This is a genomic window from Devosia faecipullorum (genome assembly GCF_015158295.1).
Classification (GTDB): Bacteria; Pseudomonadota; Alphaproteobacteria; order Rhizobiales; family Devosiaceae; genus Devosia; species Devosia faecipullorum.
Genome location: NZ_JACDXV010000002.1, coordinates 615,564 through 636,615, shown reverse-complemented (window position 1 = coordinate 636,615; position 21,052 = coordinate 615,564). Strand labels below are relative to the sequence as shown.

Sequence of the window (21,052 nt, the reverse complement as noted above, 5' to 3'; positions counted from 1 at the left end):
CCCGGCTTAATCCCCGGGGTATATAAGCCGCGCTGACGCCGCTGAAATTCCGCCTAGCCGAGCCGCCCCGGCATCAGGGGCGGCTTGTCCATCTCGCTATTGTGCTGCGAGATGTCGGCCTTGCCCTGCTCGGCCAGTTCCTGTTCGGCGGCATACCAGAATTCCTGCTCGCGGCCCTCCGGCTGGCCGGCCGCATCCCAGAGCTGGAAGGCGCGGTCGCGGACTTTCTGCTCGTCGATTTCGTGCATGGTACTTCTCCTTATCCTCATGCCTAAACGTAATGGTCGCCCGGCGGTTGCCGGCGGACCGCCGCGACCGGAAAAAGCCGAGATTGTGATGCGCCCGACCTGCGGCTAAAATAGCGCCATGTCCGAACTCCTGATCATGCCCGTCCCGGTTTTCTCGACCCTCGCCAATGCCGCCTTCGCGCTCCGTCGCGAGGTTTTCGTCTGGGAGCAGAAAGTGCCCGAGGCGGAAGAACATGACGCCGACGATCTCAGCGCCACCCATTTCGCCGCCATTGCCGAGGGCGAAGTGGTCGGCACCCTGCGGCTGATCGAGCAGGACGTCCATGTCAAAATCGGCCGCGTCGCCGTGCGCAGCCAGTTCCGGGGCCGTGGCATCGCCAGAAACATGATCCGGCGCGCCATGGACCATGCGCGTCAAAACGGTCATTCGCGATTTTACCTGACCGCGCAATCGGACAAGCTGGGCTTTTACGAAAGCCTGGGCTTCGTCGCTTTCGGCCCCGAATTCCGCGATGGCGGCATGCCGCATCGGGCCATGCGCGATTATGACAAGGCCAGCGCCGTTCTCATCGATTAGGGCGACAAGGCCTGCCCTTGCAGACCATCGGCCGGTGAACTGGATCGCCCGGACAAGCCGGGCAATGACGATGGAAAGGACAGGCCGCGGCGATTGGAGGCCGCTTCCTTTGCGGCCACAAGCCACATAAATTGACGTCATTGCCCGGCTTGCCCAGGCAATCCACATCCCGCGACACGGGCCAATTGAAGCGCAAGGGGCCGCATAAGAGCAGCACAGCTCTAAACCGAACCATAGGAAATGCATGGCCCGGACGAGCCGGGCCACGACGATGGACGGGAGGGGCCGTAGCGATTGGGGTCGTTTCCTTTGCGACCACAAGCCACACAAATTGACGTCATTGCCCGGCTTGTCCGGGCAATCCAAAGGCCGCGACATGGACCAGTTGAAGCGCTGGGGCCGCTCACGGGCAGAACAGCGCTGAACCAAACCATTGGAAATGGATGGCCGGACGAGGCGAGAAATGACGATGGTGTGGAGACGGCGAACGGCCATCTTTCACCATTGCGGTTCGGCATCGGGCAAAAAAGCTGGGGAACGGCTCGCGGTCTCGTTGCGTTGACGAGGCATGAACAAGATGGGCCGCACGACGCGCGACCGGCAAGTTTTGCGCCGTACGGCCCTGTTCACCGCAAAGATGAACCATTGGAGCCTACAATGATCCGTACCCTTTTGACCACCTCGGCCATCACCGCAATCCTGTCGATTTCCGCCATCGCCCAGGACGCCGTTCCCCCCCCGCCCCCCGCAGAGCCGACGATCGGCCAGCAGCTCGACAATACGCTCGAAAATGCGGGCGAAGCGCTGGACAATGCCGGCGAGGCCGTGCGTCAGGGCGCCCAGGATGCGGGGCAGGCAGTAGAGAATGCCGTCAATGACGCCAGCGCCGATCTGGCGCATGCCACTCGTACGCCATGGGAATTTTCCGCCGGCTACACCATCGGGGCCAATGACTTCATCGTCAACGATCTGCTGGGCGCCCCGGTCTATTCCAGCGGTGCCGATGACGCCCAGGAAATCGGCAAGGTCAATGACCTGATCATCACCGCCGATGGGGACATCAATGCCGTGGTGATCGGGGTCGGCGGCTTCCTCGGCATCGGCGAAAAGAACGTCGCCGTCGATTACCTGTCGCTCGAAAATGTCATGGCGGCCGACAATACCTGGCGCTGGGTGCTGCCGACTACGGCAGAGGCGCTGGAAGCGGCTCCCGAATTCATCTGGGAAAATCCGCGCGCTCCGGTCGCTCCGGCTACAGATTCGATGGCCCCGGCACCGGTCGTCTCCCAGTAACAGGGATCATGGAATAAAAAAAGGCCCGCTTCGGCGGGCCTTTTCGCATGGAAATCGGTGATGATTACTGGCGACGGAAGCGCAGCCGCGCCACTTCGTCATAATCGGCCTGCTCGGCCTTGTTCTGTTCGTCGCGTTCGCGTTGATGTTCGCGCTGGTCGAGCAATTCGACCTTTTTCAGATCCTCGAGCGCTTCAGCCAGCGCATCCTGCGCCGCTTCCAGCTTGCCCTTCATGTCATTGGCCGAAGCGAGCAGATTGTCTCGCCGCGTCAGCGCCGCCTTGGCGAAGGTGGAATAGGCGAAATGGGCGATGTCGGCGATACCAGTCTTGGTATGCTCGATTTCGATCTGCTGGTCGAGTTCGGACGCCATGCGCTCGAAATCGGCGATCATCATCTCGATCTGCGCGACCTGTCGGCGCTTCTCGTCCACCTGGAACTTCTTGAGCCGGATGAGGCTCTCGCTGCGCGATTTCAAGACCTGTACTCCTTACACATCAAGTCAGTTCCGGAGCGGCCCGATACACGGTGCCGCTCCATCAGAACCCCGCATCCGCCTCGGCGACGATCTCGGCGAGCTCGCTATAGCCCGAAGAAATCGTCGTCACCTCATCCCGCCGCTGGCCCAGAAAGGCTTCCAGCCGGGGATTGATGGCGATGGCGCGGTCCACGTTCGGATCTGACCCTTTCCGGTAAGCCCCCAGCCGGATCAGCTCCTCCATGTCCGAAAAGATGGACATGAGTTCCCGCGCCCGGCTCAAGGTGGGCCGGACAGCTTCCGGCACGCATCCTGGCATGGTCCGCGAGATGGACCGGAGCACATTGACGGCAGGGTAGCGTCCCCGCTCGGCAATGCCGCGCTCCATCACGATGTGCCCATCGAGAATGCCGCGCACGGCGTCCGCAATGGGCTCATTGTGATCATCACCTTCCACCAAAACGGTAAATAGACCGGTAATGGAACCCGAATTCGGTTTGCCCGGGCCAGCCCGTTCCAACAGGCGCGGCAATTCGGTGAACACGGTCGGCGGATAACCCTTGGCTGTGGGTGGCTCCCCGATGGCGAGGCCAATCTCGCGCTGCGCCATGGCGAAGCGGGTGAGCGAATCCATCATGCAGAGCACGCGCTTGCCGGAATCGCGGAAATATTCCGAGAGCGCCATGGAGATATAGCAGGCCTGCCGCCGCATCAGCGCCGCCTCGTCCGACGTCGCCACCACCACCACGGCGCGCTTGAGGCCCTCTTCCCCCAGATATTCCTGGATGAATTCATGAACCTCGCGGCCACGCTCGCCGATCAGCCCGATAATGGAGACATCGACATCGGTATTGCGCGCCAGCATCGACATCAGCACCGACTTGCCGACGCCCGAGCCGGCGAAAATGCCCATGCGCTGGCCCTCGCACATAGTGGTGAAGGTATTGAGGCACCGCACCCCCAATTCGATCGGCTCGCCCACCCGGGTGCGGTCATGGGCGGCGAGCGGCGATTGCCTGAGCGGATAGGACACCGCGCCGCGCGCCAGCGGCCCCTTGCCGTCGATGGGCTCGCCATTGGCATTGACCACCCGGCCCAGCCAGGCATCGGAGGGATTGACCGAGCCGTCATGACGGCGGAACACCGCCTTGCAGCCGAGCCGCACCCCGCGCAATTCGCCAAAGGGCAGACAGAGCGCCCTTCCGTCGCGGAAGCCGATGATTTCGGCATCGAGATGCTCGCCGTCGCTGGCCTCGATGACGACCCGGCCGCCCACGCGCAATTCGCGCACCGGCCCGATCACCTCGATGAGCAGGCCCTGCACGGACTTCACCCGGCCAAAGACCTCGACCTCTTCTATGGCCTCGATGGCCGAGATCAGTGCTTTCATGTTCATCCGGCGTCCAGGAGGCCATCCTCAAGCGCCCCCCGAATGCCATGATTATGGTTTCCGGCGGCGGCTCGAATCGGCCATATCACGAATCGGAATGTAACCGATCATTAACTCAAAAGCTTTATTGGCATGGAAGATCGGCGAAATCCGCCCTTTGCCACCTCTGTGGCGAAAACCCTCCCAAATGCCCTGATTGCTTGAGTCAAGTGAGTCGCTTGAAACTGCTTTTTAATGTTTTACATTAAGATTTTTAGGTAGCATTTATGTAGATTTTTCAATAAGTTAACATTAATTCATCCTAACGCGCTTTGCGTATTGCGGATCAGAATTAAACTTTGTTAACTAGTTGGGCTTAGGCTTCAGTCATATCCAGTAGGGTTGGAGCGGGACGGGCAATTTGGCCTTGCCTCCCGCGGGTTCCAGCAGGAACGAATGACAAGGGGAATATAATGCGGGTACTCCTTATTGAGGACGACAGCGCGACAGCGCAGAGCATCGAACTGATGCTCAAGTCCGAGAGCTTCAACGTCTACACCACCGATCTGGGTGAGGAAGGCGTCGATCTCGGCAAACTCTATGATTACGACATCATTCTTCTCGACCTGAACCTGCCCGACATGAGCGGCTATGAGGTGCTGCGCACCCTGCGTGTCGCCAAGGTTCAGACACCGATCCTGATCCTGTCCGGCCTCGCCGGCATCGAGGACAAGGTCCGTGGTCTCGGCTTCGGCGCCGACGACTATATGACCAAGCCCTTCCACAAGGACGAACTCGTGGCCCGCATCCACGCCATCGTTCGCCGTTCCAAGGGCCATGCCCAGTCGGTGATCTCCACCGGCGATCTCATGGTCAATCTCGACACCAAGACCGTCGAGGTTCAGAATGCCCGCGTGCATCTCACGGGCAAGGAATACCAGATGCTGGAGCTGCTTTCGCTCCGCAAGGGCACGACGCTCACCAAGGAAATGTTCCTCAACCACCTTTATGGCGGCATGGACGAGCCGGAACTGAAGATCATCGACGTCTTCATCTGCAAGCTGCGCAAGAAGCTCAGCGTCGCAACCGGTGGCAAGAATTACATCGAGACCGTATGGGGCCGTGGCTATGTGCTGCGCGAGCCCGACGAGAGCGAAGTCTATAACGAGAACGTGGCGTAAGCCGTCCGTCCGAGAGAATTCCGACCCCGCGCCCCGCGCGGGGTTTTTGTTTGCGCGCAGCCAATTCTGCGGCACTCTCCCGGCCCTCGGCACATCAGGCCACAGGGATAGTTAGATGAGCGACCGCACCGAGACCGACCGGACCATCAATATGGTCTGGCGCGCCGAACAGGCCCGCGTCATTGCCGGGCTGACACGGATGGTGCGCGATATTTCGCTGGCCGAGGAACTGGCGCAGGACGCCTTGATGGCGGCGCTGCGGGCCTGGCCGGAAACCGGCATCCCCCGCAATCCCGGCGCCTGGCTGATGCAGGCGGCCAAACGCAAGGCCATCGACTATTTCCGCCACCGCAAGATGGCCGCCGGCAAGCTTGCGGAAATCGGACGCGGCATCGATGAGGCGGCAGCCGATCCCGAAGCCGCCATCCACGACCGGCTGGACGACGATTACGGCGATGATCTCTTGCGCCTGATCTTCACCTCCTGCCATCCCATCCTGCCGCCGGAAAGCCGGGTGGCGCTGACCCTGCGGCTGATCGGTGGCCTCACCACCGAGGAAATCGCCCGCGCCTTCCTCGCCAATGACACCGCTATCGGCCAGCGCATCGTGCGCGCCAAGCGGCTGATCGCCGATGCCGGACTGCCCTTCGAAGTACCGCGCGGCCCCGACCGCGACGAGCGCCTCGCCTCGGTGCTGGGCGTGCTCTACCTCATCTTTAATGAAGGCTATTCAGCTACGTCCGGCGAGGACTGGATGCGGCCCCAGCTCTGCACGGAAGCCCTGCGCATGGGGCGTATCCTCGTCGGCCTGATCCCCGAAGAGCCGGAGGTCCATGGCCTTCTGGCGCTGATGGAACTTCAGCATTCCCGCGTCGAGGCCCGCGTCGATGCCGCCGGCGCTCCGGTGCTGCTGCCCGATCAGGACCGCAGGCTCTGGGACCGGGCCATGATCCGAAGCGGGCTGGACGGCCTCGCCCGGGCCCAATCCATGGGCGGCATGACCGGCCCCTATGTGCTCCAGGCCGCCATCGCCGCCTGCCATGCCCGCGCCGAAACGCCCGCGGACACCGATTGGCGCCAGATCGCCACGCTCTATGATTTGCTCAATCAGATAACGCCCTCCCCCGTCATCGAACTCAACCGCGCCGTGGCCATTTCCATGTTCCAGGGCCCCGAAGCAGCGCTGAGCCTGGTCGATGCCCTGCGGGCTTCGCCGGTCATGCAGAATTACCACCTGCTTCACGGCGTGCGCGCCGATCTGCTGGTCAAGCTTGGCCGTCACGCGGAAGCGGCTGCCGAATTCAGAAAGGCCGCCGGTTTGACCCGCAATGGCCGGGAACGGGCATTGCTGCTGGACCGGGCGGCACAGTGCGATTGAGCGGAGAAGAAGAATGCCAAGGCGCGGCCCCGCCCTGGCCGGGCGTCAGGCGACCGCCGGCGCGGGCAGGTCGAACTTGGCTTCGAGAATGGCCCGGTCGAACGGCTTCATCATGTAATCATTCGCACCGGCCTTGAGCGCCAGCGCTATGGCGCCGATATCGTTCTCGACCGTGCAATAGATGACATGGGGGTTTTCGCCGCCAATATAGGCGCGCAGCAATTTCAGAAATTCCAGCCCGCTCATGATCGGCATGTTCCAATCGAGCAGGATCGCATCCGGCATCTGCTCGCGACACTTGTCGATGGCTTCCTGCCCATCCTCGGCCTCGTCCACGAAATAATCGAGATCTTCCAGAATGCGGCGCGCGACTTTGCGCACGATGCTGGAATCATCGACGATCAGGCAGGTGCGCATGGGCAAGAACCCCGTTGTGAGGTGAAACGCTCTGCCGAATATGCGGGCCAATGATTGGCGAATAGTTAGTGGCGCGGCTTTATTCCGCCGCGTCCAGCTTGGCCTGCGGCAGAGCGGTGAAGAAAAACATCTCGTTTTCCAGCCCGATATTGAGGTCCATATCGGTCATCCGCGCCAAAAGCCCGGTATAGAAGGGCTGAATGCCCCGCGCATCGACCGATCCTTCCTCGGGCATGCCCGAGAGCAGCCCCGCCGAACCCGAAGGCACCAGCGTCTTCTGCCGCTTTTCCGGATCGCTGCGCGAGGTGAACTCGAATTTCTCCTCGCCGGCCGGCCCGCTGATCGAGGCGGTGACCACGCCGCCGCGCGGCACCGAACTGGCAGCGATCAGCAGCATGTTCATGAACAGCTTGGCCTTGTGCTTGGGCAAAAGGATCAGCGGCACGTTCCATTCGAGATCGGCCTTTTCCACCTCGAACAGGATACGCGCGACGCGCTCGCATTCGCGCGTATCGATATCGGTGCCCGCCGTCGAGGAAGCGCCATAGGCCAGCCGGGCGAATTCCAGCTTGGCGCGGCTCTGCTTGGCGGCATTGGCGATGAGGTCGCGCGCGCCCTCCGCCATCTCGCCCTGGGCCGGGTCGGCCAGCACTTCGAGCCCATTGCCGATGGCGCCGATGGGATTGATGAGGTCGTGGCAGACCCTGGAACACAGCATGGCGGCCAGATCGGTTGCCTTCAGCTCGATGATGTCGGCCATGAAATTTTCTCCATAGGACGCCGGCGGACGGCGAGAATCATTAGAGGGGACATTAGAGCGGCTTTTCGGCCGGCACTACCGGATCGACAGGTTTTTGGACAGAACCTGCCAATGCTCGCCGCCCCGGATCGCCGCCGCATCCGGCGCCAGCAGGAACGCCTCGCGATTGGCGGCCGAATAGAACAGGAAAAGGCGCTGCTTGAACAATGTGTAGATTGCCGGATCGGCGTCCGAGACGAAGCCCCGCGCCATGCTCATGGCGCCGTGCCCGCCATATTGGGGAGCATAAATCTCCGGATTGCGCTGGAAAATGTCGCGATTGGCCTCGCTGGCGAACAGAAAGGGCGCACCCATCCATTCCTGTTCCAGTTCCGGCCGCCCCGGCAAGGGCGCGGGCTCGGTGAAATATGAAACCGGGTCCATGCCGCCGATCGCGAGCCCGGTCAGCGGGTCGGAGAGGACATAGCTGGTCACCGATTGCGCCGCACTCTCGCCCACCATGGCGGGAAAAAGCCCCAAAAGCGGCAAAACAAGGGCGATCATGGTTAAGATTTGTTTAGAGATTTGCTTCATCATCATCACCAAATGATCAGCGCGCTGGCGTCCTAATTCTGACGCAAGAGACCTTAAGGTCTTCGTAAATTGCGCGACCCGAGGGAGATCAAACAATGTTCAAGCGCCTTGCCCTGTTGACGGCATTCCTGGCCGCCCTGCTCGCGCCGACGGCGCCGGTCCTGGCTCAGGGATCGCTCAGCGACACCTTTTCCGGCGACGAGCTGGTGGAAAGCGGCCGCGAATTCTTCGGCTCCGCCGCGCAGGGCCTGGCCTCGGTGGTCGAGCGCGCGGTCAGCCAGTTCGGTCTGCCCAATGGCTATATCCTGGGCGAGGAAGCCGGAGGCGCATTGATCGTCGGCGCCAAATATGGCGAGGGCACGCTCTATACCCGCAATGCCGGCCAGTTCTCGATCTATTGGCAGGGCCCCTCCATCGGCTTCGACATTGGCGGCGACGGCTCCAAGGTCATGATGCTGGTCTACAATCTCAACACCATCCAAGAAATCCTTGGCCGCTATCCCGGCGTCGACGGCTCCGCCTATGTCATTGGCGGGCTGGGCATGACCGTCACCAAGCGCGGCAATGTCGTCGTCGTGCCGATCCGCTCGGGCGTGGGCGCGCGGCTGGGCATCAATGTGGGCTATCTCAATTTCACCAGCCAGCCCACCTGGAACCCGTTCTGATCCGCCTTTTGGTTGCACTTTGCCGCGAGCCGGGGCCAAAACCCCGGCTTTGTCGTGACTGCGGCCGCCAAACCCGTTAGGGTTAATCTCTGGCAAAGATGGCCTCGCGCCATGTTTGCTGAAAGATTGAACCGGAATGACCGGCAGGCAGATCGGCCGCGCCACCGGAGAGATGTTCGATGCTGATCGAGAACATCATGTATTTTGCCTTGGGCCTGCTGGTGGCGGGCCTGCTGGCGCTCGTGGTCATGCCAGCGGTGTGGAAACGGGCCGTGCGGCTGACCAAGCGGCGCATCGAGGCCGCCACGCCCATCACCATGGCCGAGTTCCGCGCCGACAAGGATCAGTTGCGGGCCGAATTCGCCCTCTCCACCCGCCGGCTCGAAATGAACGTGGAAACGCTGCGCAAGCGGCTGGCCGAGCAATTGGGCGACGTCAACCAGAAACGCAGCGATCTGGGCGCACTCAAGGTCGAGCGCGACAAGCATGTGCAGATCGTGCGCGAGCTGGAAAGCCGGGAGACGGAACTGCGCGCCCGGGTGCTGGACCTCGAAAAGGAAGGCGCGGACCTCGCCCAGCGCCTGCGCATGCGTGATCGGGAACTGGAAACCCGCGGCAGCGAAATCGAGACGCTGCGAACCTCGCTGCGCGGCGGCCTCGCCCCGGCCACGCTTGTCGATGGCGTGGCGCTATCGGGCAATGCGGACGAGGATATCGACCGGCTGACCACCGCGCTCGCCATCGAGCGCCAGCGCGCCGCTTTCCTTGAAGAGCAGGCGCACCGCCTGATCAGCCGCCTCGAAAATTCCGACCGGCGCAGCGCCGAGGCCAATGACGCCATCGCCAGGATGCGCGATGCCCTGGCCAGCCGCACCGCCGAACGCGAAACCAGCGCCGAGGAATTGGTCGTCGCCGAAGCGCGCATTGCCAGCGCCGAAAACCGGCTCAATGCACTTCTGGCCGAAACCAGCCAGACCGTCGCGCGCAGCGAAGACCGGGCCGGGCAATTGCTGGCCGACAAGCTCTCCATGGAAGACGAGCTGGAAACGCTCCGCGCCAAGGTCAGCAATGTCGAGGCCACGATCCTGGCCGATTGGGAGACCGAACGTTTCGAGGAGGCGCATCTGCGCGAAAGGCTCAACGACATCGCCGCCAGCGTCAGCCGGCTGGTCTATGCCGTGGACAATGAGGCCCCCGCCAGTATTTTCCCCGAGGAAAGCCTGTTCGATCGCGTGCAGCGCTTTGCCGATGACGGCGAGGGCGAAGACATGCTGCCCACCCCGACCGAGAGCCAGCGCGGCACGGTGACCGACCGGCTCTCCGCCTTGCGGGAAATCCAGGGGCGGTAATCCGCGTCGGGAGCTTGCCCAAGAGCTACAGAACGCAAGCGTTCTCCATTCCGGATCGTCACCCCCGGGGCTTGACCCGAAGGTTTTTTCCGCACCGCAAACGCCCTCGGGTCAAGCCCGATGGTGACAATCGGTGAATGTGGGAGGCTCGATGTGAGGCCGCCCTATTCCATTCCGATCTCGATGCTGCGCAGCAGCGCGCCGGTTCCGGCATCGAAAATGGCCAGCATCACCGCGCCGCCGGCGCGATAGGTGACCTGCACCGTGCCATCGGTGTTGAGGGCCGACACCACTTCCGAGCCCGCCGGAATGCTCACCATCTCCGCCACGACCGGCGGCGGGCTGTCGCGCATGACGCGATAGACAAGCGCGAAGCCAATGGCCATAAAGCCCAGCAACAGGATACCCATCGAGATGGCGAACGACCTTCGGGCTTTCCCCAGCATGGCCAAGGCCTCCGGCGTCAATTCATTGTCGGCGGCTTGCGGCGGGTTTTGATCAGGATTGCTCATGGCGGAAGATACCGATTTCGAATTTGAGGGCGAGCCCGTTGCATTTGTGGTCACACAGGCCATGGCCGGCGGGCGGCTCGATGCCGTTCTGGCCAAGGCGCATGATGCGCTGAGCCGCAGCCGCATCAAGGATCTGATCCTGGGCGGCGCCGTCACCGTCGATGACAAACCGCTTGTCGAACCCAAATACCGGTTGAAGGCGGGCGAGACAATCACTCTTGTCGCTCCCCCCCCCGAAGATCCCGAGCCGCAGCCCGAGGACATTCCGCTCGACATCCTGTACGAGGACGACCATCTCATCGTCATCAACAAGCCGGTCGGCATGGTGGTGCATCCCGCCCCCGGCTCGCCATCGGGCACATTGGTCAATGCGCTGATCTTCCATTGCGGCGCCAGCCTCAAGGGGATCGGTGGGGTCAGGCGCCCCGGCATTGTCCACCGGCTGGACAAGGACACGTCCGGCGTCATGGTGGCGGCCAAGACCGACAAGGCCCACAAACATCTCAGCGAGCAATTCGCCGATCATGGCCGCACCGGGCCGCTGCACCGCGCCTATATTGCCTATGCCTGGGGCTCGACCCAGTCCGGCATGGGCATTGTCGATGCTCCCCTGGGCCGCGATCCGGGCAATCGGCTGAAACAGACCGTTTTGCGCTCGGGCCGGAACGCCATCACCCATTACAATGTCGAAGCCCGCTTCGGCGGCGAGGGTTGGGACATTACCCGCATCCAGTGCCAGCTCGAAACCGGCCGCACCCATCAGATCCGCGTGCACATGGCCCATATCGGCCACCCGCTGGTCTCCGACCTGCTTTACGCCCCCGGCTTTGCCACCAAGGTCAACAAACTGCCCCCCGAGCTTGCCGAAATCGTCCGCAAGCTAGGTCGGCAAGCGCTGCATGCGGCCGAACTGGGCTTCGAGCATCCCGAGACGGGAGAAGAAATGCTTTTCGAAGCCGAGCTTCCCGAGGACATGCAGGAACTCGAGGACCAGCTGGCCAATTACGACAAGGCGACCCCCAGGCCCTGATTCCCCGCCCATCACGCCAACGTGTTTGAACTGTTGCTGCCTTTATCGTATTATGCCGATGAACAAGCAGTCGCAGACGGCGATCCTGTACAATTTGTAATCCAAGTCAGGGTTCCGCCTCTTAAATTCATCACATTGCGACCTATATGATGATTACATCTGTCGATGTGCCTTTGTGGACATGGACAGCGTTTCCGCCCGCGTCATGCGGGGGATACTCGAAAGGGGGTGCGTAAATGGCCCAGTCCAATCTTCCGGTCCTCTCATCCGAAGGGGGCCTCAGCCGCTATCTTCAGGAAATCCGCAAATTCCCCATGCTGGAAGCGGACGAAGAATATATGCTGGCCAAGCGCTACAAAGAGCATGAAGATCCCGGCGCGGCGCAGAAGCTGATCACCAGCCATTTGCGTCTGGTCGCCAAGATCGCCATGGGCTATCGCGGTTATGGTCTGCCCATTTCCGAAGTGATCTCCGAGGGCAATGTGGGCCTCATGCATGCGGTGAAGCGCTTCGAGCCCGAAAAGGGCTTCCGGCTGGCCACCTATGCGATGTGGTGGATCCGCGCTGCCATCCAGGAATATGTCCTGCGCTCCTGGAGCCTGGTCAAGATCGGCACCACCGCCGCCCAGAAACGGCTGTTTTTCAACCTGCGCAAGGTGAAGGGCCAGATCGCCGCTCTCGACGATGGCGCGCTGCACCCCGACCAGATCAAGCAGATCGCCACCACCCTCAAGGTTTCCGAGGAGGATGTGGTGTCGATGAATTCCCGGCTCTCGGGCGACGCCTCGCTCAATTCGCCTATGCGGGCGGATGAAGGTTCGTCCGAATGGCAGGACTGGCTGGTCGACGACACGCCGGACCAGGAAACCATCCTGGGCGAGACCGAGGAATTCGATGAACGCATGACCATGCTCAATTCGGCCATGGACGTGCTCAACGACCGCGAACGCGCCATTTTCCGGGCCCGCCGCCTGCAGGACAATCCCTCGACGCTCGAGGAACTAGCCCAGCAATATGACGTCAGCCGCGAACGCATCCGCCAGATCGAGGTCCGCGCCTTCGAAAAGGTTCAGGACGCGGTGAGGGAAGCTGCCGGCGCGTAAGAAACGCCCGAAGCCCGATAATTACGCCCCGGTCATTGGCCGGGGCGTTTTGCTTTTCTGCATTGTGATCCCGGCCCCGAAATGCTCCGGGGGAACAGGAAGCGCAGGGCATGCGCGCACCCGAAATTAACCCCGTCGCGACAAAATGACTGGACGGTGACGTCTTAACAGCACAGGACATGCCCTTGTAACGCCCTATTGTGGGCCTTACATTCGCCCCTAATACCGGCGCTTCCCTCGCCGGCCTCTCCGGGACAGGTTTGATGAACGGAAATTTCCGCAACTTTGCCATCTGGCTGGTTATTCTCTTTATGCTGATGGGCCTGTTCCAGGTCTTCCAGTCGTCCACGCGCTCTGTTTCCGTGGCCGAAAAGAGCTATAGCCAGTTCGTCTCCGACATCGATGCGGGCCGCGTCACCAACGTGACCATCACCAATGACGTGGTGTCTGGCCAGCTCAATGACGGCACGCGGTTCGAAACCATCATCCCGACCGGCGCCGACGTCATTTCCAAGCTGGAAAACCGCAATGTGGGCATCACCGCCCGCGCCCCCGAAACCAGCCCGTTCTGGTCGATCCTGCTCTCGAGCTGGCTGCCCTTCCTGGTCATTATCGGCGTCTGGTTCTTCTTCATTCGCCAGATGCAGGGCGGCGGTCGCGGCGGGGCCATGGGCTTTGGCAAGTCGCGCGCCAAGCTGTTGACCGAGACCCAGGGCAAGATCACCTTCGAGGACGTTGCCGGCGTGGACGAGGCCAAGCAGGATCTCGAGGAAATCGTCGAATTCCTGCGCGATCCGGGCAAGTTCCAGCGCCTGGGCGGCAAGATTCCGCGCGGCGTATTGCTGGTCGGCCCTCCGGGCACCGGTAAGACGCTCCTGGCCCGATCGGTGGCCGGCGAAGCCAATGTGCCCTTCTTCACCATTTCCGGTTCGGACTTCGTTGAAATGTTCGTCGGCGTCGGCGCATCCCGCGTCCGCGACATGTTCGAACAGGCCAAGAAGAACGCGCCCTGCATCATCTTCATCGACGAAATCGACGCCGTCGGCCGCCAGCGCGGCGCCGGGCTCGGCGGCGGCAATGACGAGCGCGAACAGACGCTGAACCAGCTTCTGGTCGAGATGGACGGTTTCGAGGCCAATGAGGGGATCATCCTCATCGCGGCGACCAACCGCCCCGACGTGCTCGATCCCGCCCTGCTGCGTCCCGGCCGTTTCGACCGTCAGGTCGTCGTGCCGAACCCGGACGTTTCCGGCCGCGAAAAGGTGCTCAAGGTTCACGTCCGCAAGGTGCCGCTGGCGCCCGACGTCGATCTCAAGGTTCTCGCCCGCGGCACGCCCGGCTTTTCCGGCGCCGACCTCATGAACCTCGTCAACGAGGCCGCTCTGATGGCGGCGCGGCGCAACAAGCGTTTCGTCACCCATCAGGAATTCGAGGACGCCAAGGACAAGATCATGATGGGCGCCGAGCGCCGCACCATGGCCATGACCGACGACGAGAAGAAGCTGACCGCCTATCACGAAGCCGGCCACGCCATCATCGCGCTCAAGGTTGCGGGCATCGATCCGATCCACAAGGCCACCATCATCCCGCGCGGCCGCGCTCTGGGCATGGTGATGACCCTGCCCGAGAGCGACACCTATTCCTTCAGCCGTGAAAAGGCCCTGGCCCGCCTCACCATGCTGTTCGGCGGCCGCGAGGCCGAGATCATCAAGTTCGGTCCCGCCAAGGTCACTTCCGGCGCTTCGGGCGACATCCAGATGGCCACCAGCCTTGCCCGCTCCATGGTCATGGAATGGGGCATGAGCGAAAAGCTGGGCCGGGTGCGCTACAAGTCCAATGACCAGGAAGTCTTCCTCGGACATTCGGTCACCCAGTCCCAGCACATGTCGGATGACACTGCCCGGCTGATCGACCAGGAAGTGCGCAAGCTGATCGAGGACGGCGAAGCTTCGGCCCGCGACATCCTCACCACCTATCACGATCAGTGGGAAGCCATCGCCCAGGCCCTGCTTGAATTCGAAACCCTGACCGGCGACGAACTGCGCGCCCTCATGGACGGCAAGCAGCCGGTGCGCCCCGACGACAACGGCACCGCCGCGCCCAAGGCCAGCGGCGTCCCCTCAGCCGGAAAAGCCGGCAAGAAGCGCCCCGATGCCCCGCCCGAGCCGGGCATGGAACCGCAGCCGGAAAGCTGAGCGCATACCGACAAAATGTAGAAGGGTCACCGCAGGTGGCCCTTTCTCTTTGTGAAAAGCTCCTTTATTGCGCCGCAAAATGATATTGATAAAAGCACTCCAGTGAATCGGGGAGATCAGCAATGGTCCGCAAATATTTCGGCACCGACGGTATTCGCGGCCTCGCCAATGGCGACAAGCTGACCCCGGAACTGGCGCTCAGGGTCGGCATGGCCGCCGGCACCAAATTCGTGCGCGGCGATCACCGCAACCGCGTGGTCATCGGCAAGGATACACGACGCTCCGGCTATATGATCGAGCAGGCGCTCACTGCCGGCTTCACCGCCGTAGGCATGGATGTCTATCTGCTGGGCCCGATGCCGACCCCGGCGGTCGCCATGCTCACCCGCTCGCTGCGCGCCGATCTCGGCGTGATGATCTCGGCCTCGCACAATCCATTCGAGGACAACGGCATCAAGCTGTTCAGGCCCGATGGCTACAAGCTCAGCGACGAGCTCGAAAAGGAAATCGAGCGGCTGATCGACAGCGACATGTCCCGCCACCTGGCGCAGGGCCGCGACATTGGCCGCGCCCATCGCGACGAGGAGGCAAGGACGCGCTATATCGAATATGCCAAGCGCACCCTGCCCCGCAATATCGACCTCAGCGGCCTGCGCGTCGTGCTCGATTGCGCCAATGGCGCCGCCTATAAGGTCGCCCCAGTGGCACTATGGGAATTGGGCGCCGAAGTCTTCACCATCGGGGTCCAGCCCGACGGCTTCAACATCAACCACAAGGTCGGCTCCACCGCGCCCGAGGCCGTCGCCGCCAAGGTCAAGGAAATGCGCGCCGATATCGGCATCGCGCTCGATGGCGACGCGGACCGCGTCATCATCGTCGATGAAAAGGGGCACGTGGTCGATGGCGACCAGTTCATGGCCGTCATCGCCGAAAGCTGGCGCGAACGCGACATGCTGACCGGCGGCGGCATCGTCGCCACCATCATGAGCAATCTCGGGCTCGAGCGATACCTGTCGGCGCTCGGGCTGACGCTGGAACGCACCCAGGTGGGCGACCGCTACGTGCTCGAGGCCATGCGCGAAAAGGGCTTCAATGTCGGCGGCGAGCAATCGGGCCACATCATCCTCTCCGATTTCACCACCACCGGCGACGGTCTCGTCGCCGCGCTGCAATTGCTCGGCGTGCTCAAGCAGAAGGGGGTGCCGGTCTCGGAGATCTGTGCCCGCTTCGAAAAGGTGCCGCAATTGCTGCGCAGCGTGAAGTTCAAGTCGGGCAAGCCGCTCGAGCACAAGCAGGTCGTGCAGGCCATTGCCGATGGCCAGGCCATGCTGGGCAATGGCGGGCGCCTCGTCGTGCGCGCCTCCGGCACCGAACCGGTCATCCGCGTCATGGGCGAAGCCGACGATGCTGGCCTCGTGGAAAAAGTCGTCGGCCAGATCGAAGCCGCGATCCGCGAAGTGGCATAATAGGGATCGCGTCGCCCCGATTTGTCCCGAAAGGCGGCGCGGCGGCATGATGAATGCGCGCGCCGCAATCCTCACCAAATCCCTAACGCCATCATATATGGTAACGCTTCAGTAATCATCGTTACCATACACGCGTTATGGTTAAATCTTTAGGTTAAACCGCCCTTAAGAATTTTCTTCGATACTGGCAGAAATCAAATGATTTCGTGGCAACCGAAGGAATTACTTTAATGCGCAAGCTCACCATGGCTTTATTGGCGGCAGGAGCCGCTATTGCCGGGCCGGCCCTGGCGGCCGACATGCCCTTCTATCCGCCCATCATCGAAATTCCTGACGTGGATTACGGCTATACCGGCTCGTTCTACCTGCGCGGCAGTGCGGCGCTGAACGCAATGTGGTCCCCCCGCGTCAATCATCCGACAGCGATCCCGACCAATATTTTCGACACCGACGGCTTCGGTTACGGCTATTCCTATGGCGTGGGCGCCGGCTACGAAACCGGGACCGGGATGCGCTTTGACGTGACCGTGGACCGCCTCCACAATGATGGGCTGAAGGCAAACGTGGCAGCACCCTCCAACCTTGCCATCGGCACCCATTCGCTGAACCTGCGCTCCACCGTCGTCCTGGCCAATGCCTATTACGATGTCGGTTTTGGCGACGGCTATTCGGCCGCAGGCGGTCCCTTCGGCTATATCGGCGGCGGCCTGGGTGTTGCCTACAATCAGATGGTTACCACGCCCCCTCCCGGCGGCGCTGCGGACACCTGGGGCAACAATACCAGCCTTGCCGCTGCCGGCATGGTTGGCCTCGGCTACGATTTCGGCGCCTTCACCACCGATCTCGGCTATCGCGCCCTCTATATCAATCGCATCGAAAACACGGCGGCGACGCATCCTTATTCGCTGGACAACAATTGGGTCCACGAAGTGCGCGGCACGGTGCGCTACCGCTTCAATTGACGACATCCTGGCGGCCTGCCACGTCCGCCAGAATGCTATAATCCGGGCCGGCGTCCTTGTGGCGCCGGCCTTTTTCGTGCCAAAACCTCAGGCGGCGGTAACGCGCCAGATGACATCGCCCACATCGTCAGCCATCAGCACCGCGCCATCACCAGCCAGCGCCACCCCGACCGGGCGGCCATAGGAATATTTCTCATCCGCGGAGAGAAAATCCTTGAGAATTTCACGCGGCATGCCGACCGGCTTGCCATTCTGGAATTCAACAAAGGTCAGCTTGTAGCCGGAGAGCTTTGAGCGGTTCCACGAGCCATGCTGGCCGATGGCCATGCCCTGCGGAAAGCCCGGCAATGTGCCTTCGGGCAGCCAGCAGAGGCCGAGCGAGGCCGTATGGCCGCCCAGCGCATAATCAGGCTGCAGCGCCGAGGCCACCATGGCGTCGTCCTGCGGCACGCGATCGTCCACCACCCGGTCCCAATAGCAATAGGGCCAGCCGTAAAAGCCGCCATCCACCACCGAGGTCAGGTAATCGGGCGGAGTTTCGTCGCCCAGCCCGTCGCGCTCGTTGACCACGGTCCACAATAGGCCCCCTTCCGGCTCCCAGGCCATGCCGACCGGATTGCGCAGGCCGCCGCCGAAAATCCGCGACGTGCCGCTCGCCAGGTCCAGTTCATGGATACAGGCGCGATTTTCCTCCGCCGCCATGCCCTGGTCGCCGATATTGGTGAGCGAGCCCACCGCCACATAGAGCTTGCTGCCATCCTTGGAGGCGATCAGATTGCGCGTCCAATGTCCGCCCGGGATCAGATCCATGAGCTTGCGGCCGGGCGTGGTGATCCGGGTGGTCCCGGTTTCATAGGGATAGGCCAGCACGGCGTCGGAGGCGCCGACATAAAGAATATCCCCGATCAGCGCCATGCCGAAGGGCTGGCGCACATTCTCGATCAGGACATGACGTTCTTCGGCAACGCCGTCGCCATCCGCATCGCGCAGAAGCGTCACCCGATTGGCGCTGACGCCGCGCGCCCGGGCGCGCTTCATCGTTGCGCTCATGGCGTGATCGAAGAACGACCTGGACTTGCCATCCTCGCCCATGGATTCGGCGATCAGCACGTCGCCATTGGGAAGAACATAGATATTGCGCGGGTGAAGGAGGTCGCGCGCAAAGGCATTGACCTTTAGGCCGGGGGCCGGCGTCGGCTGGTGATCGCCGTGCCAGCCCTTGGCCGTCGGCATCTTGAGCGTCGGAATCCGGCCTTGCGGGCGGGGATCGGGAATGGTGGGCGCGCGGCCATAGGCCGGTTCACGCGGTCCGTCGCCCGAATGGCGGATGGCAACGGCAGCGCCGCCCACGAGAGCTACTAAACGGGCAAAGAGCGAGGATTCGGCCATGGGTCGTCTCAAAAAGCGGAGGGGTAAGAGCGGAAAGAAGGTCACGCTAATCGCTTTGTCCGGCAAGGACCAGAGGCATGGCGGAAAAATCATATTTTCCGATTCCGCGTCCCGAGAGCATCAAGCCTTGACCTTGCAAGCGCCACAGCGCAAAGCAGACGAGCAATTGCCGGATCGCGATATTGGACATCGTATTTGACCAGGCCCAGGCCAGTTTTGACCAGCGCGTGGTGCTCCAGCCGCTTTCGCTGCGGTTGACCGAAAGGCGGATTGGCGTCATCGGCCTCAACGGCTCGGGGAAAAGCACCTTCTCGCGCCTGATCAACGGACTGCTGCTGCCCTCATCGGGCCGCGTCGTCACCAATGGCCACGATACCGCTACCGATACCGCAAAGGCCCGTGCCGAAGTGGGCTATATCTTTCAAAACCCCGCCCATCAGATTGTCCTGCCGCTGGTTCGCGAAGACATCGCACTGGGCCTTCACACACGCCGGCTCTCGAAGGACGACCGTGACCGCGCCGTCCTCGCCGCGCTGGAGCGCCTCGACATCGCCCATCTGCTGGACCGGCGGGCGCACGAGCTTTCGGGTGGGGAAGTGCAACTCGCGGCGCTGGCGGCGGTGCTCGTTACCGAGCCGGACATCGTCATCATGGACGAACCGACCAACCAGCTCGACCTGCGCAATCGCAATCTCGTGCAACGGGTTATCAATGCGCTCAAGGAAAATGTTATCGTCGTGACCCATGACCTGGGGCTCATCGCCGACTTTCCGCGCGTGCTGCTTTTTCACGATGGCCAACTGGTCCATGACGGCCCTGCCGCCGAGACGATCGACCATTATTACCGGCTCGCCGCATGATAATGCCACTCCAAAAGGATGACGGCCCGCTCAGCCGCGTGCCGCCGGAAGCCAAGCTCCTGGCGCTCTTTGCCGCAAGCGTGCTGCTCTTTTCGCTGTCTTCGCCACCCGCCCTTGCCGCTGTGGCGGGCCTGCTGTGTCTCGCCACACTTCTGCTCTGCCGGTCCGCACTTGTCGCCTGGATGAAGGCATGGCCCCTGCTCCTCACCATCGCCACTTTGGGCCTCTGGACCTGGTTTGCCCGCGGCCCCGAAGCGGCGGCCATTACCGTTTTGCGCCTTGGCTCGCTCAGCCTTTTCGCCACCATCGTCACCGTGACGACGAGTATCGGGCAATTCATCGACACGATCGCCAGGCTGGCGCTGCCGCTGGAACGGCTGGGCCTCGCCAATGCCCGCGATATCGGCCTCGCCATCGGCCTCGTCATCCGCTTGGTGCCCGAAATCAGGACGCGCTATTCGGGCGTTATCGCGGCGCATCGCGCCCGGGGCCTCAAAGTGCGGCCCGCCACCATCATCGTGCCGCTGGTCATCTCCACGATGCTCAGTGCCGATGAAATCGCCCATGCCATCGACGCCCGCAATCTTCGCGACACCGGACCCCGTATCTAAAGGTTTATCGCCATGCCTACACGCTCGCTCGTTCTCATCGCCCTGTTCACCGCTATCATCGTGGTTCTGGGCCTAGTGCCACCCATCATGGTGGGGCTCTTTCCGGTCCCCATCCATGCCCAGAGCCTGGGCGTGCTGCTGGCCGGCGTGGTACTGGGGGCGCGCGGCGGCGCCCTGACCGTGCTGCTGCTTTTTGTGCTGGTCGCCGTGGGCCTGCCGGTCCTTTCCGGTGGACGGGGCGGCCTGGCGGTCTTCCTCAGCCCCACGGCAGGTTATCTCGTCGGCTTCCTGCCCACCGCCTTTGTTACCGGCTGGCTCGCCACCCGCTTCGCCAAGTCCACCACCACAAGCTGGAAACTGGTTGCCGGCTTCTTCCTCGCCGGCACCATCGGCGTGGTCATCGACCATGTCTTCGGCATTGCCTGGCTGGCCTATGCCGCCGGCCTGACGCTGTCCGAAGCCATTATCGGCAATCTCATCTTCGTGCCCGGCGACCTCGCCAAGGCGGCCATCGCTGCCTATGTCGGCCTGCTGATCACCAGGAATTTCGGAAAAAGCGCGCGGATCGGGTGAAAGGCGCGCCGCTCGAAATAAGCCATTGACGTCACCCCCTCCCCAGGCGTATTTCCCGCCTCA

23 protein-coding genes are annotated in these 21,052 nt (G+C 62.4%); 14 read left to right on the top strand and 9 right to left on the bottom strand.

What is annotated here, in order from left to right:
* Window positions 1–53: 53 nt before the first annotated feature.
* The gene (locus H0482_RS08750) at window positions 54–248 is read right to left on the bottom strand and encodes a DUF2934 domain-containing protein (protein ID WP_193729636.1); all 195 of its coding nucleotides are present in this window, start codon (window positions 246–248) and stop codon (window positions 54–56) included.
* Window positions 249–366: 118 nt separating this feature from the next.
* Here H0482_RS08750 and H0482_RS08745 point away from each other — a divergent pair, with 118 nt between their 5' ends.
* On the top strand, window positions 367–825 hold the full coding sequence (locus tag H0482_RS08745; protein ID WP_193729635.1) for a GNAT family N-acetyltransferase: 459 nt from the start codon (window positions 367–369) through the stop codon (window positions 823–825).
* A 657-nt stretch (window positions 826–1,482) separates the two neighbouring features.
* Window positions 1,483–2,118 carry a PRC-barrel domain-containing protein gene (locus H0482_RS08740; protein ID WP_193729634.1) on the top strand — a complete coding sequence of 212 codons (636 nt, stop codon included), beginning with the start codon at window positions 1,483–1,485 and terminating at the stop codon, window positions 2,116–2,118.
* 64 nt (window positions 2,119–2,182) lie between these two features.
* Here the strand turns inward: H0482_RS08740 and fliJ are convergent, their stop codons facing one another.
* Complete coding sequence (gene fliJ / locus H0482_RS08735) at window positions 2,183–2,596, bottom strand: flagellar export protein FliJ (protein WP_193729633.1); 414 nt, start codon at window positions 2,594–2,596, stop codon at window positions 2,183–2,185.
* Window positions 2,597–2,657: 61 nt separating this feature from the next.
* On the bottom strand, window positions 2,658–3,986 hold the full coding sequence (gene fliI / locus H0482_RS08730; protein ID WP_193729632.1) for a flagellar protein export ATPase FliI: 1,329 nt from the start codon (window positions 3,984–3,986) through the stop codon (window positions 2,658–2,660).
* Window positions 3,987–4,438: 452 nt separating this feature from the next.
* On the opposite strand from fliI, the gene ctrA reads away from it, so the two are divergent.
* Both ctrA and H0482_RS08720 read left to right on the top strand, forming a co-directional pair.
* Complete coding sequence (ctrA, locus tag H0482_RS08725) at window positions 4,439–5,146, top strand: response regulator transcription factor CtrA (protein WP_193729631.1); 708 nt, start codon at window positions 4,439–4,441, stop codon at window positions 5,144–5,146.
* A gap of 115 nt (window positions 5,147–5,261) precedes the next feature.
* A complete protein-coding gene (locus H0482_RS08720) occupies window positions 5,262–6,524 on the top strand; it encodes an RNA polymerase sigma factor (RefSeq protein ID WP_193729630.1) in 1,263 nt (420 codons plus the stop codon).
* A 45-nt stretch (window positions 6,525–6,569) separates the two neighbouring features.
* Here the strand turns inward: H0482_RS08720 and H0482_RS08715 are convergent, their stop codons facing one another.
* The 3 genes from H0482_RS08715 to H0482_RS08705 all read right to left on the bottom strand — a co-directional run bounded on the left by H0482_RS08715 (window position 6,570) and on the right by H0482_RS08705 (window position 8,244).
* Window positions 6,570–6,941 (bottom strand): response regulator, encoded by a 372-nt coding sequence (locus H0482_RS08715; RefSeq protein WP_193729629.1) that lies wholly within the window; start codon window positions 6,939–6,941, stop codon window positions 6,570–6,572.
* A 79-nt stretch (window positions 6,942–7,020) separates the two neighbouring features.
* A complete protein-coding gene (gene chpT / locus H0482_RS08710; protein WP_193729628.1) occupies window positions 7,021–7,701 on the bottom strand; it encodes a histidine phosphotransferase ChpT in 681 nt (226 codons plus the stop codon).
* A 75-nt stretch (window positions 7,702–7,776) separates the two neighbouring features.
* Window positions 7,777–8,244: a YHS domain-containing (seleno)protein gene (locus tag H0482_RS08705; RefSeq protein ID WP_193729627.1), complete on the bottom strand. Its 468-nt coding sequence runs from the start codon at window positions 8,242–8,244 to the stop codon at window positions 7,777–7,779.
* A gap of 98 nt (window positions 8,245–8,342) precedes the next feature.
* Between H0482_RS08705 and H0482_RS08700 the strand changes: the two genes are divergently transcribed.
* Window positions 8,343–8,939 (top strand): DUF1134 domain-containing protein, encoded by a 597-nt coding sequence (locus H0482_RS08700; RefSeq protein WP_407925710.1) that lies wholly within the window; start codon window positions 8,343–8,345, stop codon window positions 8,937–8,939.
* Window positions 8,940–9,118: 179 nt separating this feature from the next.
* The gene (locus H0482_RS08695) at window positions 9,119–10,288 is read left to right on the top strand and encodes a hypothetical protein (RefSeq protein ID WP_193729625.1); all 1,170 of its coding nucleotides are present in this window, start codon (window positions 9,119–9,121) and stop codon (window positions 10,286–10,288) included.
* A 164-nt stretch (window positions 10,289–10,452) separates the two neighbouring features.
* Here the strand turns inward: H0482_RS08695 and H0482_RS08690 are convergent, their stop codons facing one another.
* Window positions 10,453–10,800: a DUF6476 family protein gene (locus H0482_RS08690; protein ID WP_193729624.1), complete on the bottom strand. Its 348-nt coding sequence runs from the start codon at window positions 10,798–10,800 to the stop codon at window positions 10,453–10,455.
* A gap of 61 nt (window positions 10,801–10,861) precedes the next feature.
* Between H0482_RS08690 and H0482_RS08685 the strand changes: the two genes are divergently transcribed.
* From H0482_RS08685 to H0482_RS08665, 5 genes are all read left to right on the top strand, one after another.
* Complete coding sequence (locus tag H0482_RS08685) at window positions 10,862–11,830, top strand: RluA family pseudouridine synthase (RefSeq protein WP_230989547.1); 969 nt, start codon at window positions 10,862–10,864, stop codon at window positions 11,828–11,830.
* Between the two features lie 236 nt (window positions 11,831–12,066).
* Window positions 12,067–12,933, top strand: a complete 867-nt coding sequence (rpoH, locus tag H0482_RS08680) for an RNA polymerase sigma factor RpoH (RefSeq protein WP_193729622.1) — start codon at window positions 12,067–12,069, stop codon at window positions 12,931–12,933.
* A gap of 263 nt (window positions 12,934–13,196) precedes the next feature.
* Window positions 13,197–15,128: an ATP-dependent zinc metalloprotease FtsH gene (ftsH, locus tag H0482_RS08675; RefSeq protein WP_193729621.1), complete on the top strand. Its 1,932-nt coding sequence runs from the start codon at window positions 13,197–13,199 to the stop codon at window positions 15,126–15,128.
* 122 nt (window positions 15,129–15,250) lie between these two features.
* Window positions 15,251–16,594, top strand: coding sequence for a phosphoglucosamine mutase (gene glmM / locus H0482_RS08670; RefSeq protein ID WP_193729620.1), 1,344 nt, complete (start codon window positions 15,251–15,253; stop codon window positions 16,592–16,594).
* 230 nt (window positions 16,595–16,824) lie between these two features.
* A complete protein-coding gene (locus H0482_RS08665; RefSeq protein WP_193729619.1) occupies window positions 16,825–17,556 on the top strand; it encodes an outer membrane beta-barrel protein in 732 nt (243 codons plus the stop codon).
* Window positions 17,557–17,643: 87 nt separating this feature from the next.
* Here the strand turns inward: H0482_RS08665 and H0482_RS08660 are convergent, their stop codons facing one another.
* Both H0482_RS08660 and H0482_RS08655 read right to left on the bottom strand, forming a co-directional pair.
* Window positions 17,644–18,945 (bottom strand): PQQ-dependent sugar dehydrogenase, encoded by a 1,302-nt coding sequence (locus H0482_RS08660; protein ID WP_193729618.1) that lies wholly within the window; start codon window positions 18,943–18,945, stop codon window positions 17,644–17,646.
* A gap of 46 nt (window positions 18,946–18,991) precedes the next feature.
* On the bottom strand, window positions 18,992–19,135 hold the full coding sequence (locus H0482_RS08655) for a hypothetical protein (RefSeq protein ID WP_193729617.1): 144 nt from the start codon (window positions 19,133–19,135) through the stop codon (window positions 18,992–18,994).
* Between H0482_RS08655 and H0482_RS08650 the strand changes: the two genes are divergently transcribed.
* The 3 genes from H0482_RS08650 to H0482_RS08640 are packed head-to-tail and all read left to right on the top strand — an operon-like array spanning window position 19,128 to window position 20,989.
* Complete coding sequence (locus tag H0482_RS08650; protein ID WP_193729616.1) at window positions 19,128–19,805, top strand: energy-coupling factor ABC transporter ATP-binding protein; 678 nt, start codon at window positions 19,128–19,130, stop codon at window positions 19,803–19,805. The genes H0482_RS08655 and H0482_RS08650 overlap by 8 nt on opposite strands.
* A 2-nt stretch (window positions 19,806–19,807) precedes the next feature.
* Window positions 19,808–20,416 carry an energy-coupling factor transporter transmembrane component T family protein gene (locus H0482_RS08645; RefSeq protein ID WP_230989513.1) on the top strand — a complete coding sequence of 203 codons (609 nt, stop codon included), beginning with the start codon at window positions 19,808–19,810 and terminating at the stop codon, window positions 20,414–20,416.
* A gap of 12 nt (window positions 20,417–20,428) precedes the next feature.
* Entirely contained in the window at window positions 20,429–20,989 is a 561-nt protein-coding gene (locus tag H0482_RS08640) for a biotin transporter BioY (RefSeq protein WP_193729614.1), read from the top strand.
* Window positions 20,990–21,052: the final 63 nt, after the last annotated feature.